Genomic DNA, 13,958 nt, shown 5'->3' with positions numbered 1-13,958 from the left:
AAAATTACTACTCCTCGTTTTATGCTAGGCAGGGTCGTGGCACGCGACCCAATGACCTTTGTCGATTTCACGAAACAGCGGCTGTTCTTCTCTGCACCTTGCTGTTGCTGCCGGGCATCGAGTATGAAAACGACAGCCTGATGGCGGGTTTGCCGGAGATGGAATTTCCCCTTTTATCGAAATGAATTCCCGCCGTCTAGTTGGATCGACGACTGGAATGGAACTTAAAAGCCCCTTCGTATAGTGGTGAGCAGGTTTATTGAAAAGCTCTTCACTATCAGCAATTTCAACTAAATTCCCTAGATACATGACCCCGATTCGATCCGAAATATAGCGGACAATATTTAAGCCATGAGCGATAAATAGGTACGTTAATCCCAAATCCCTTTGCAATTCTTGCATTAAATTAACGATTTGAGCTTGAACGGAAACATCTAATGCAGAAACCGCCTCGTCAGCCAACACAAATTTCGGGTTAAGGGCTATGGCCCTGGCAATTGCAATCCGTTGCCGCTGCCCTCCGGAGAACTCATGTGGATAACGCTCAAAGCTATTTTTATTTAATCCGACCAATTCCAGTAATTCTTCTACTCTTCTACGCTGTTCTATCTGATTTAATGATTCATGAACTCGTAATGGCTCACTAATAATATTGCCAACCTTCCAGCGTGGATTAACCGAACCATAAGGATCTTGATAAATCATTTGCATATTCTTTCGGGAATCCTGCATTTCTTTTCCGCTTAGCTTCGAAAGATCGGTCCCTTCAAAAAGCACTTTACCGGATGTAGCCTTTTCGAGCTGCAGCAAGACACGCCCCAGCGTTGATTTTCCACTTCCGGATTCACCTACAAGGCCGAATGTCTCTCCTTTTTTTATGGAAAAAGAAACATTATCAACCGCCCGAATATATTTTTGGGATCGGTTAAATAGACTTGTACCCACTGAATAATATTTGCTCAGTCCTTGTACCTCAAATAAATTTTCAGTTCGTTCTCTCATTCCTTCCCGCAAGGAAGTCAGTTGACCGGAACCATTTGTGGAAGGTTGACCTTGCAGCCAGCTGCTTTCCTTCACCAACTCTTCGGAGTACCAACATGCCGTTCTTCTGCCGCTTACTTCTCTTAATGGCGGTGCCTCATTCCTGCATCGTTCCGTTGCAAATGCACAGCGCGGGTGAAAGATACAGCCAGTTGGCAGATTGGCTAAATGTGGTATCGATCCTTCTATTGAAAAAAGCTTTTCATTCCTGTCGTTATCCAATGCCGGTATGGATTGAAGCAATCCTCGGGTGTATGGATGGTACGGCAGTTCAAAGAGGTGTCTAACGTCTGCTTCCTCCACAATGCTTCCGGCGTACATGACGATAATCCTATCAGCTACCTCGGCAGCAATTCCCATATCATGAGTGATCAAGAGAATCGACATGCCAAATTCTTCTTTCAGCTCTTCCAAAAGCTGCAAGATTTGTGCTTGAATCGTAACATCCAAAGCCGTTGTCGGCTCATCCGCGATTAATAATTCAGGTCCGCAAGCAAGTGCCATGGCAATCATCGCCCGCTGAAGCATCCCGCCAGACATTTCATTTGGATATTGCTTCATCCTTAATTCTGGCTCGGGTATACCGACTCTGCGCAATAAATAGATTCCATGTGCCCATGCCTCACGCTTACTTGTCCGTTTATGCTCCAAAATTGTTTCAGTAATTTGGCTTCCAATTGTAAAAACAGGGTCAAATGCAGCCATCGGCTCCTGAAAAACCATAGCTATTTTTTTCCCTCGGATTGATCGCAGCTTTTTTTGAGATAACTGTGCCAGATCATCTCCACCAAACATGATGTTACCATTTGAGATTTTCCCATTTTCATAGTCAATCAATCTCATAATGGCTTTTGAGTAAACTGTTTTCCCACTGCCAGATTCTCCGACAATACAAACAGTTTCCCCAACTTTCAACTGCAATGTTACATCATGTAAAGCAGTCAGGAGCCCATTTTTAGTGGTAAAATCAACTCGTAATTGCTGTACGTCCAGCAGCTGGTTCATCGTACTCCTCCTCTACCTGCTCCTGTTTGTTTTAGGATCTAATTTATCACGTAGTTTATCGCCAATAACATTAACTGATAGTACGAAAAAAGAAATTGCAAGTCCTGGAAAAGTTGAGATCCACCAACCAACAGATAAATATCCTCTCCCCTGAGAGAGCAATGACCCCCAATCCGGGACTTCTTTAATGACACCAAGACCTAAAAAGCTTAATCCTGCACCGACTAGCATGGATGTACCAATACCAATGATGGCCATGACAAAGATCGGCGACCAGGAATTAGGAAGAATATGCCAAATGAATATTCGCCAATTAGAGGTCCCAATCGAATGAGAGGCAGAAACATATTGACGCTTCTTAATACTCATCACCTGGCCTCTCATGATTCTTGCATACCCCGGTACTGCAGAAATGGCAACGGCCAGCACAATATTCGTTAGGCTAGGTCCTAATGCTGCTGCTATAGCAATCGCTAGTAAAATACCTGGGATTGTCATTAATATATCAATGAACCGCATAAAGACCGTATCAACCACTCCGCCAATATAACCCGACACTGCCCCAATCGTTCCTCCGATACAAACACCTACAAGAACGGAAGCAAACCCTATTAGCAAGGAATCGCGGCTTCCGTAAATAACCAGACTTAAAACATCTCTACCGAAATAATCCGTGCCAAACCAATGCTTCGCATTTGGAGCACTCAAAATCTGATCTGATTGCATCAATGTTGGGGAATATGGAGCAATCCACTGTGGAAACAAAGCAAATGCAATGATAAGTATTACCACTATTCCTGATATATAGATAAATAGATTTGAAAATGATAGGAATGGTTTCCATTTACTATTCCTTAATACTGGCATTTTCATGGCTGGGCTTGTTTCGGTCATCTCCTTCATCTCCTGCCCCCTCCTTTAACAAAAGTAATAGAATTACAGCGAACGCCGAACACGTGGATCAATGACCGAATAAGAAAGATCAACCAATAGATTCACTGTCACATAAACAATTGCTGAGATGAACACTGCTCCCTGAATGACAGGAATATCCTTTGCTAAAATTGCATCTGCAATAACCCTTCCTAGCCCCTGCCGTGAAAAGACTGTTTCGATGACAACCGTCCCTGCCATAAGGTCGCCGATATATATGCCAATAATAGTGATAGCGGGAATCAGGGCATTTCGGAAAGCATGACGATACATGATTAATTTTTCTGATAATCCCTTGGCCCTCAATGTGACTATAAATTGTTCATTAATGACATCGACCATACTGCTGCGGACCATTCGGATAATTAGACCTGCCCCAATCAGCCCTAAGGAAATAGATGGCAATATGAGTGTCTTGAAACTATCTGATCCCATCGCTGGCAGCCAGCCAAGATTTAATGAAAAAATCATGATTAAGAGAATTCCGGTCCAAAAGGTTGGCATGGAAATTCCGAACAATGCGACAATTTTTGCAACGAAATCAATCCAGTGATTTTGATAAATGGCTGATAACACCCCAAGCGCTACCCCAATGACAACAGCGAAGATAGCACTTGTGATAGTTAAGAGAAGAGTCGAAGGGAGATGCTGTAAGATTTTTGGCAAAACCGGCTCATTTGAAATAAACGAGGTTCCAAAATCCCCCATCAACACTCCTGTAAAATAATGTACAAATTGCATATAGAATGGTTGATCTAACCCCAATTGCTTACGAAGGTTCTCAATCATCTCCGGTGTGGCGGTTGTCGGATCAACCATTGACATCACTGGATCCCCTGGCAGCAAGTACATAATGCAGAATACGAGAACCAATGAACCAAAAATGGAAATCAATGAGATCCAAAGCCTTCCTAGAATCTTCCCAAACACTCCTCGTCATCTCCCTCCGTACGTTATTTTGAAATGGTCACATCATTAAACATTGGGTAGGTCATAAAATCAAATTTTAATCCAGCTACTTTCGAAGAAGCTGCAACTGTATAAGGATAAACATAGACAGGAATAGATATTGTTGTATCGATGATTCTGGTTTGAATTTTCTTATACATATCCGTACGTTTTGACTGGTCATGTTCAACTGAAGCTTCTTCAATTAATTGATCAAGTTCTTTATCATCCGATTTCCCCGGGAGGAAAATCCCATTAGTATTAGCAGGGGAATGATAGTATGAATTTATTGACATTGGATCTGAAGCTACTGAGCTTATCCCATAAACATCATAATTTTTACTTCCTAATACACCATAAATATCCGTAATTACTTCGATGTTGACAGCAACTCCAATTGCTTTTAACTGATTTTGTATCATGGCGGCAATATCGTGCCTTTTTTCTCGATTAGGGGCAGAAACAACATATTGAATGGTTAACTTTTTCCCATCCTTTTCACGGATTCCGTCAGATCCCTTTTTATATCCAAGCTCATCCAATAATTTACTAGCTTTAGCGGTGTCAGGCTTCCAGCTCTCGACTAAAGATTTATCATACCCTAGCATACCTGGAGTAAGCGGTGACCATGACCTTTCATACGTTCCTAAGTAGAGAGTTTTAACAATGGCATCTAAATCAATTGCCAGTTTAATCGCTTCACGAGCCTTTTCATCCTTCCAAGGTTCCCTTAACTGATTAAAAAATAGTGTATATGGTAATCCAGGTGTTTCCATTTGTTCCACTTTTAAATTTGGCTGCTTTTTAATGGTTAACATATTTTGCGGCGGAATGCTTTCAACAGCTAGAACCTGGCCGCTTTCCACACTGCCAATCCTTGTTGCTTCTTCCGGAATAATTTTGAAAGTCAGCTTATCAATATATGCTGGACCTTTATTGTCAAAAGAATTGGGTCCCCAGTGGTATTCACTATTTTTTTCAAGTCGAATTTCTTGATTTTCTGCCCAGCTGACAAATTTAAACGGTCCGCTGCCAACCGGATTTTTGCCGAATTGGTCGCCATACTTTTCAACTGCAGCAGGGGAAACCATGCCTAAAAATGGTTGAGCTAAATTGCTTAGTAATGCAGGAAATGACTGTTTAAGATTTACTCTGACTGTATACTCATCAATTACCTCAGACGTTTCATATGGTCCAATTAATTTGGCTGCGTTAAGAGACGCAGTTTTGGGATCGATAATTCGGTCAAAATTAAATTTAACTGCTTCAGCGTTAAAAGGGGTTCCATCATGAAACTTGACATCTTTCCGCAGTTTAAATGTATAGCTTTTACCATCATCAGAAACGGTCCACTCAGTAGCAAGCCAAGGCTTTATCGATGCATCAGGTAATTGAATAACAAGACTATCAAATATACTTCTCATGATGCGAGCAGAGTTATCTTTCGGTGTAACATGGGGGTCAAATGGATCTGGTGAGGTTGCGATTGCATAAGTCATTTCCCCGCCTTTAACAGATTCAGTGTTTTTTGCCGTTTTTTCCTTATCGCCAGTACTGCTAGTGTTACTTGAACAGCCAGCCACAATAATCATTAATATTGTGATTAGTCCCAAGAATCTCGTCCACTTTACCTTTTTCAAATTCTTCAGCCCCTTTGCAATTTTCAGATTATTCACTTGAAAAAATCATGAAGCGAAATTTAATGAAGATCATCAAATTCCCTAGCGATTCTTTCAAGTGCTTCCTTTATAATCGGTTTTGGTGATGGCAGACAAATCCTTTGAAACGGTAATCCTTCAGCTCCAAACCTTATGCCATCTTCTAGCAAAACATTGGCTTTATTATAAATTCGGTCATGTACTTCTTGAGGTGATAAACCATAGCCGCTGAAATCCAGCCACATCATATATGTCCCTTCAGGTATTCTTGTTTTCACTTTCGGCATCCGTTCTAAAAGGAATTCTATCACATAAATCATTGTTTCATCTATATACGCTATCAACTGCTCCAGCCAATCCTCGCCATCATTGTAAACTGAAATCAGTGCTGAAATGGTAAATGGAGAAGGTAATTGTATCCCCATCTTTTCTTTAAATAAATTTCTCACTTCTGCATTAGGTATTACAACGTTGGTACAATGCAGCCCAGCTACATTAAATGTTTTGTTGATCGCTGTACACGTGATAATATGCTGTGTATTATCAACAGCTTTTACAATTGGAGTGAAGGTTTGATTCCTTCTTATTAAATCTCCATGGATTTCATCTGCAACAATTAATACATTATGTTTTTCACAAATATCCGCTAGTTTTTCAAGTTCTTCTTTACTAAAAATTCTGCCAACAGGATTATGAGGACTGCATAAAATGAACATTTTTGTCTTTTCCTCTTTTGCTTTTTCCTCAAAATCATCAAAATCGATTGTATAGTATCCATTACCGTCATTTTTAAGAGCATTATTCCTAACAATTCTTCCATTACTTTCTACGACTTTTGTAAAAGGCGGATATACCGGCCTTTGAATAATGATTCCATCACCAGGACTTGTAAACGCATTCACTGCTGTATGTAAAGCATGAATCGTACCTGGACTATAGACGATTTCTTCTTTGGCAATATTCCAGTCATATTTCTTTTTAAACCATTGCTGTATGGCTTGGTAGTACTCTTTCGGGAAAGTTGAATAGCCAAATATTTTATGATCTACTGTTTTATGCAAAGCGTCAATAACTGGTTGCGGAACAGGAAAATCCATGTCTGCAGTGAATAATGGGAGCGTATGTTGGTCATATCTTTCAGTTAGACCCTTTAGTTTAATTGCCTCACCACCGTCCCATTTCGCAGAATAAGTTCCTCTCCGATTAACTATTTCGTCAAAATTATAGTGTAATTTTTTGCTTGTCTGGATGTTAATTTGATTCAAATTGTTCAACCTCCAATCGGGTTCAATAGATTTATTCGATAATGTAATTTTTAAAAAAGTTTGAACTTTCATAATTTACTATCGATTATTTTCATACTAAATGTTATTTGTTATAATGTAAAATATAGATTATTAATGTTAATATTAATTATAACTATGTGTGGTGATTCTAATGCGAATAGAACAATTTGAGTATATTAACGATTTGTCGAAAACTAGCTCTATTACCATTTCAGCAGAACGATTTAACATATCCCAGCCAAGCATGAGTTTGGCCGTTGCTGCTCTAGAAAATGAATTAGGGATAAAAATCTTCAAACGCTCAAGAACTGGAACCCATCCAACCGAGGCAGGAAAGGAAATTATTGTAAAAGTTCAGGAAATCCTAAGAAATATTGAAGAATTAAAAGAAATGGGGAGTATTCAACAGGCGCTGGTTACTGGGCGTTTATCAATCAGTGCCACTCCAGCTATTTGGATGGCCTTATTACCTAAAACATTAACCTCATTTGCCCAAAAATATCCAGGGGTAGAATTCTCTGTTTCCGAGGAACCTACTTCCGTTATTAGGGAAAAAGTAATTGACAGAAAGTTGGATTTAGGAATTATTGTTCATTTCACAGATTATGTAGAGCAAAATAAATCTTTGTCCTTAAAGACCCTATTACACAGCAAAATGATGGCATGCGTTGGTCAGCATTCACCTCTTGCCAATAAGAATCGTGTATCATTCAAGGAATTATTTAAATATCCGCTTGTCAGCGATTCTCCTCCCTTCAGAGAATGGTTAACACAATTCGGAAACCCAAATTTTTTATTTAAATCCGGTAGTATGGAGGTTGCAAAAAATATTATTGCGGAAGGTTTTGCCGTCGGTTTTTTCCCTCATATCAATTTAAAAGGAGATTTATTTGTCCAATCCGGTAAACTCGTCCCTCTTGAAATAATAGATTCAGAAATGGAGGATTTAGCATTTAGCTTAATTCAGTTAAAAAATCATAAATCAATAGCAAGTCAAGAGTTTATCAAAGAGCTCAAAAACCAGCTTACTCTTTTTCAACATATATGGCTTACATAATAAACAAAGCAGTACTATCAATGGTGATAGCACTGCTTTGTTTATTTCTTCAAGTTATTTCCTCTTCCCATACGTCACTTCAAGTCCCGCTTGCACATCCATTTGAATCCCATACTGTGGAATCGGATAGCGCATTCCGTTTTTGCTTAAAGCCTCTAATCCATCTAAAGCCTTTAACAAATCTTCTGGTGGTAAAGCCATTAACAATTCATCGTCCAACACCCCGCCAAACCTGCGTTCGGCAAAACAAGGAATGGACAGGCTTGGTTTTCTTGTTGCAAGGGCTCGACCCCATGAATCTGCACAGGAAGATTCCCCAACAACACTCCATTCAAATTTTTCAAAGTTTCTCCACTGCAGTCCGTTAATAAAAAGAATCATTTGCCCAGGGGTGCCATAAATGAGACAGATGTCGGGGTCAGGCAGCCGATTGGAAACAAGCGGAGCAACGGCCATCGCCTCATATTTCCCATGAGGTACAACCGTCATTTCCCGCTGGTGTTTCGCTGAATCCTGCTGGTTTTCAAACCAAACGCCCGCCATTTGCTCTCCTGATAGCCACTCTTCATTTCGCGGATGTAATCCCAAGACCACCTGGCATTGTGCACCGACTAGATCTTCGGCAGTGATACCTACCGTCCAGCCCAATCTTGATGCTTGGGCAACAATTTGGTCGGTTGTGTGGATGCTTTTTGGCCGTCGTATCTTTGGAATGGCTTCCATATCCTCTTTCTTTTCAAACATTTTCATGCCAATTGGAATGGTTTTAATTTTGAGGTATTGATTTAGCCTATCAACAATAGCTTGCCAATCGTACGCCTTCTTAACATTCTCCATCTTAAAACCCCATTTCTCTTTTATATGAATCCATCTATTTATCATTCTATGCAATTTTCCGAATAAAAAAGACATTCTAGTGTTATTCATCTCAGAAACCAATTACAACATTTAAAGTTTTACCGCATCCCCCTTCCATCTTTTACTGCCTTTTCCAGTCTTTTAAGCCCCTCTTCTAAAATGGATCTCGGACAGCCGATATTCATTCGAATAAATCCTTCCCCTCCGGGTCCATAGGTGTAGCCTTGATTAAAAGCAACATTTGCGTGCTTTAACATGAATTGTTGAAGACCATCTTTATCTAAACCAAGTTCCTGACAGTCAAGCCATACAAGATAGCTTGCCTCAGGTTTAATCACTTTAATTTCCTTGATATTGTTTTCCATGTATTCGCTCAGGAAATTGAGGTTTTTTTCAATATATTCAACCACTTGTTCCAGCCATTCACCGCCAAAACGATAAGCGCTTTCAGTCGCGACAATCCCAAATGTATTCGTATGTCTTAGCGACAGCCGATTCATCGTCGCATTAAATTCATCTCTCAGCTTTTCATTGGGGATAATGATATTTGATGTCTGCAAGCCTGCCAAATTAAAGGTTTTGCTGGGGGCAGTACAGACAATGGTATGCTCAGCAAATTCTTCAGAAATGGAGGCAAAGACTGTATGTGCTTTTCCTTTAAAAACCAAGTCGCAATGGATTTCATCGGAAACTATGAGAATATTGTTCTCGATACAAATCTTCCCTAGTTCAGTAAGTTCTTCTTTTGTCCAAACACGTCCTGATGGGTTGTGAGGATTACAAAGAATCAGCATTTTGACGTTTTCATCGATTCTATTTCGCAGGTCTTCAAGGTCCATCGAGTAGTCACCGTTTTCATATTTTAGCTGATTATACACAACTTGACGGTTATTATTTACAACGGCATTGGTAAACGGATAATAAACCGGAGGCTGGATCACAATTTTGTCTCCAGGATTCGTAAAGGTTTGGACAAGATAATTTAATGCCGGTACCACACCTGGACTGTAGCATATCCATTCTTTTTGTACACTCCAGCTGTACCTTTCCTGCATCCAATCAATAATCGCACGATAATAGTTGTCTGGACGTGTGGTGTAGCCAAAGATCCCATGCTCAGCCTTTTTGATGATGGCTTCAATCACTGGTGCAGGTGATTGAAAATCCATGTCCGCCACCCACATGGGCAGCAAATTCTTTTCCCCAAATAAATTTTCTGTTTCATCCCATTTTGCAGAAGCGGTATTATGCCTATTAATTTCGATGTCAAAATTGTACTTCAACTTTGATTTCCTCCCTGATCAGTTTTGCAAACTCAAAACCTTAGTCATAAGAAAAACTATTAGCCTTGATATGTTTTCTGAATTAATTGAATGTTTTGTTTTATTTAACCATATAAATTGTTCCTATGTAAAATATTAATTCTTATAGAAGTTTTCAATTTGTCTATAGTTACACATTTAATACTAGAGTCTGGCCCAAACCTCCTTTTAAAAATTGTCTGGATTACTGCCTCAGAATGAAACTTGGCCCATTGTGTTACATTAATTTGGACAAAATAATAATGAAAATGTTTTGACATTTGAATGAAAATGCTGTAAATTATCAAATGTACGAACAATAAAAACATAACCTCAATGGAATATTCGTGTTTAGGAGTGTAATTCATGGATACAGTATTTGATTACGAAGATATTCAATTAATTCCCGCAAAATCAATCGTAAAAAGCCGTTCTGAGTGTGACACAAGCATCGAATTTGGCGGTCATAAATTTAAATTACCAGTAGTACCAGCAAACATGCAGACAATCATCGATGAAAAAATTGCTATTTTCTTAGCCGAAAACGGTTACTTCTATATCATGCACCGTTTCCAGCCGGAAACACGCATTGATTTTGTGAAAGACATGCAAGCACGCGGTCTGATTGCATCCATCAGCGTGGGCGTGAAAGAAGGAGAATATGAATTTGTCCAGCAGCTTGCCGATAAAAACTTGACACCTGAGTTTATTACCATCGATATCGCACATGGGCATTCCAATGCTGTAATTGATATGATTAAGCATATTAAAAAACTAATTCCTGGCAGTTTTGTCATCGCCGGTAACGTTGGGACACCAGAAGCGGTAAGAGAATTGGAGCATGCAGGTGCAGATGCAACAAAGGTCGGGATTGGACCTGGTAAAGTATGCATTACAAAAATTAAGACCGGATTTGGTACAGGCGGCTGGCAGTTAGCTGCATTAAGATGGTGTGCGAAAGCCGCTAGTAAGCCGATTATCGCAGACGGCGGCATCCGCACTCACGGTGATATCGCTAAATCTGTCCGTTTCGGAGCATCCATGGTGATGATTGGTTCGTTATTTGCGGGTCACGAAGAATCTCCTGGTGAAACATTCGAGAAAGATGGAAAGTGCTATAAGGAATATTTCGGTTCTGCTTCTGAATTTCAAAAAGGCGAACGAAAAAATGTTGAAGGCAAAAAAATGTACGTAGAACATAAAGGGAAATTAATCGATACATTAGTTGAGATGGAGCAAGACCTGCAATCCTCGATCTCTTATGCGGGCGGAAATAAGCTGAAGGATATCCGTACTGTTGACTATGTTGTCGTGAAGAATTCTATTTTTAATGGAGATAAAGTTTATTAAAGTTCAAATGCCTGCCAATCCGGCAGGCATTTTTTGTTTGCTATAAATACTATTTTTCAACTTCAGGTCTTGCCCTTTTTATAAAGAATGCCAATAATAAAGCAACTGCAGCAATTCCAGTAGCAACGACAAAAGCGTCGTTAATGCCGCTGATCGTGGCTTCCTTCATGGCTTCACCATAGATAGAATAGGTTGCCAGCATTTTCCCTTGTTGAACAGGGATTCCAGCCGCCGCCGCAAGTCCCTGACCAAGACCAGATAATTTAGCAGCTAGATATGGATTTGCACTCGTTATCACATTGGCGAAATTCGCAGAATGAAATTCACTTCTCGTCGTCATCACAGTAACAAGAAAGGCAGTACCAAGACTACCGGCAACGGTTCTCGCCGTATTTGAAGCGGATGTTCCATGACCCGCCAGCTTTAATGGCAATTGATTCATCCCCTCTGTTTGAACCGTCATCGCTAAGAAAGACATTCCAAACATTCGCATGACATAAAGCAGCATAATATAGCCATACGATGTAGACATCGTTAATTTCGTAAACTGCCATGTTGTGACGACCGTAATAATCAGACCGAAAACGGCCAGCCAACGGGCACCCATTTTATCAAATAGCCTGCCGGAAATCGGCATCATCACCGCCATGACAATGGCTCCAGGCAGCATTAACAAACCTGAATCCAGAGCGGTAAAGCCGCGAATATTTTGCAGATAGATTGGCAGTAAGATCATCGCGGCAAACATCGCCATGTTAATGATCATCCCGATGATTGTGGTTAAAGCAAAGATATCATATTTGAAGACGCGCAATTCCAGCATTGGCTGGTCGGTTGTTAATTCCCGCCAGATAAAGGCGATTAAACCAATCACGCCAATTGTTAAGGAAACCACCACCTGCGCACTGTCCCAGCCATTATTCCCTGCTTCACTGCAGCCGTATAGCAAGAACCCTAAACCAAGCGTCGATAGAATAAATCCGGGAGTATCAAATTTTGGTTTTGTTATTTCGATAACATCCACCATCCAAACAGACGCCAGGATTATGGACAAAATGCCAAACGGAATGACAATATCAAATAATACACGCCAATCATAATGACCTATCAGCCATCCTGACAAGGTCGGACCGATTGCTGGGGCAAAAAGCATAGCGACACCCATAAGCCCCATCGCCGCACCACGCTGATTTGGAGGGTATATGGTCAGAAATACAGTCATCAAGAGCGGCATAATGATACCGGCACCTGCAGCCTGGACAATCCTTCCCAACATTAAAAGCGAGAAGGTTGGTGAGATCGAGCAGATAACGGATCCCAGGGTAAAGGATATGACGGCAAAAATAAATAATTTCCTTGTTCCCAGCCTTGCTGTTAAAAAAGCGGTGATGGGAATAATGATCCCGTTCGTTAACATATACCCTGTAGAAAGCCATTGAACTGTGCTTGCAGAAATGGCTAAATCATTCATAATATGTGGAATCGCCACATTCAATAAGGTTTGATTCAGAATCGCCATAAATGCACCGAGCATCATGGCTGCAACCACTTTGCCACGTTTCCCTTCAAATTGCTCCGCCTTTGAGGAAGTGGCTGCTGGCTTTCTTGCTGGTTGTTCTTTTTCTTTCGTCTTTTCAATCGCTTCAGTTAGATACTTTTGTTCAGATTGTTCTTCTTCTTTTGACTGCTTTTCAACTTCCTTCATTGAAGCAGTGTGATCTTCTTGTTCAGGCTGGTCAGCCCTTGCAGCCTGCAATTCCTGTTTTTTAGATTTATTTTGTTTTTTCAACATTACATTAACAAATATTAAAAGAAGGACCGATATAAGAATATAACCTGCGATATATATGGTCATGTCATCACCTACTTATGAATTCGCACTGTCACATTCATACCAGGAACTATTCTTTCTCCGTAATGATCAAGCGAAATTTTTACAGGTACAACTTGTGTTTCTTTTGTGTAATTTCCTGAAGCATTATTTTTTGGTAAAAGCGAGAAAGTTCCAGCGGTCGCTAAGCCGATTTCTTGAACCTTTCCGCTCAAGGTGATATTTGGAAATGCATCCACATAAATATCGACATTCTGGCCAACTTTCACATCATTCAAATTGGTTTCTTTGACATTGGCTGTTACCCATAGATGGTCAAGATCATAGCTAACGGCAAGCGGTGTTCCTGCTGCAACCATTGTATTTTCCACAGCATTTGTTTGGACAATGGTGCCATTAGCAGGTGCTTTAATGTCCACATCGACTGCCCCTTTGTCACTTACCATTTGAACTGTGCCAATCGTGTCATCCTTCGCGAATGAATCGCCTGTCTTCCCTTCCCACTTAGTCAATTTTCCGGTCGCCGGAGCAGCAACACTTACCTGCTGGCCGGCAATTTGGGCGTTGTCGGTGGATAAATAATTGACAGATTGATTAAAGTAGTAATAACCTGCAAAACCCCCGCCTACTAAAATAATCAGTAAGATGACATTTAATAAAATCATGCGTTTCGCGTTCATAAATGATAAG

At 40.3% G+C, this 13,958-nt stretch carries 11 protein-coding genes; 2 read left to right on the top strand and 9 right to left on the bottom strand.

From position 1 onward, the window contains the following. Nucleotides 1–24 precede the first annotated feature (24 nt). Genes ACNQGS_RS19160 through ACNQGS_RS19140 form a run of 5 tightly spaced genes read right to left on the bottom strand, consistent with a single transcriptional unit; the run spans nt 25 to nt 6,850 of the window. The gene (locus ACNQGS_RS19160) at nt 25–2,046 is read right to left on the bottom strand and encodes a dipeptide ABC transporter ATP-binding protein (protein ID WP_491488744.1); all 2,022 of its coding nucleotides are present in this window, start codon (nt 2,044–2,046) and stop codon (nt 25–27) included. 12 nt (nt 2,047–2,058) lie between these two features. After that, nucleotides 2,059–2,940: an ABC transporter permease gene (locus tag ACNQGS_RS19155; protein ID WP_491488783.1), complete on the bottom strand. Its 882-nt coding sequence runs from the start codon at nt 2,938–2,940 to the stop codon at nt 2,059–2,061. Nucleotides 2,941–2,982: 42 nt separating this feature from the next. Further along, a complete protein-coding gene (locus tag ACNQGS_RS19150; protein WP_491488743.1) occupies nt 2,983–3,909 on the bottom strand; it encodes an ABC transporter permease in 927 nt (308 codons plus the stop codon). Nucleotides 3,910–3,932: 23 nt separating this feature from the next. Beyond that, on the bottom strand, nt 3,933–5,567 hold the full coding sequence (locus tag ACNQGS_RS19145; protein WP_491488742.1) for an ABC transporter substrate-binding protein: 1,635 nt from the start codon (nt 5,565–5,567) through the stop codon (nt 3,933–3,935). Nucleotides 5,568–5,626: 59 nt separating this feature from the next. Continuing rightward, the gene (locus ACNQGS_RS19140; RefSeq protein WP_491488741.1) at nt 5,627–6,850 is read right to left on the bottom strand and encodes a MalY/PatB family protein; all 1,224 of its coding nucleotides are present in this window, start codon (nt 6,848–6,850) and stop codon (nt 5,627–5,629) included. Nucleotides 6,851–7,022: 172 nt separating this feature from the next. Between ACNQGS_RS19140 and ACNQGS_RS19135 the strand changes: the two genes are divergently transcribed. Next, nucleotides 7,023–7,928 (top strand): LysR family transcriptional regulator, encoded by a 906-nt coding sequence (locus ACNQGS_RS19135; protein WP_491488740.1) that lies wholly within the window; start codon nt 7,023–7,025, stop codon nt 7,926–7,928. Between the two features lie 54 nt (nt 7,929–7,982). Here ACNQGS_RS19135 and ACNQGS_RS19130 read toward each other — a convergent pair whose 3' ends face one another. Continuing rightward, nucleotides 7,983–8,765: a DUF169 domain-containing protein gene (locus ACNQGS_RS19130; protein WP_491488739.1), complete on the bottom strand. Its 783-nt coding sequence runs from the start codon at nt 8,763–8,765 to the stop codon at nt 7,983–7,985. Between the two features lie 119 nt (nt 8,766–8,884). Beyond that, nucleotides 8,885–10,069, bottom strand: coding sequence for a MalY/PatB family protein (locus tag ACNQGS_RS19125; RefSeq protein ID WP_491488738.1), 1,185 nt, complete (start codon nt 10,067–10,069; stop codon nt 8,885–8,887). A 384-nt stretch (nt 10,070–10,453) separates the two neighbouring features. Between ACNQGS_RS19125 and guaC the strand changes: the two genes are divergently transcribed. Continuing rightward, entirely contained in the window at nt 10,454–11,437 is a 984-nt protein-coding gene (gene guaC / locus ACNQGS_RS19120) for a GMP reductase (RefSeq protein WP_491488737.1), read from the top strand. A 49-nt stretch (nt 11,438–11,486) separates the two neighbouring features. On the opposite strand, the gene ACNQGS_RS19115 is transcribed toward guaC, so the two are convergent. Both ACNQGS_RS19115 and ACNQGS_RS19110 read right to left on the bottom strand, forming a co-directional pair. After that, the gene (locus ACNQGS_RS19115; RefSeq protein ID WP_491488736.1) at nt 11,487–13,292 is read right to left on the bottom strand and encodes a DHA2 family efflux MFS transporter permease subunit; all 1,806 of its coding nucleotides are present in this window, start codon (nt 13,290–13,292) and stop codon (nt 11,487–11,489) included. A gap of 8 nt (nt 13,293–13,300) precedes the next feature. Continuing rightward, the gene (locus ACNQGS_RS19110; protein ID WP_491488735.1) at nt 13,301–13,948 is read right to left on the bottom strand and encodes an HlyD family secretion protein; all 648 of its coding nucleotides are present in this window, start codon (nt 13,946–13,948) and stop codon (nt 13,301–13,303) included. Nucleotides 13,949–13,958: the final 10 nt, after the last annotated feature.

The sequence above is a fragment of the Neobacillus sp. PVCKKU3 genome (genome assembly GCF_058323225.1).
This window is presented reverse-complemented; position numbering and strand designations above follow the sequence as displayed.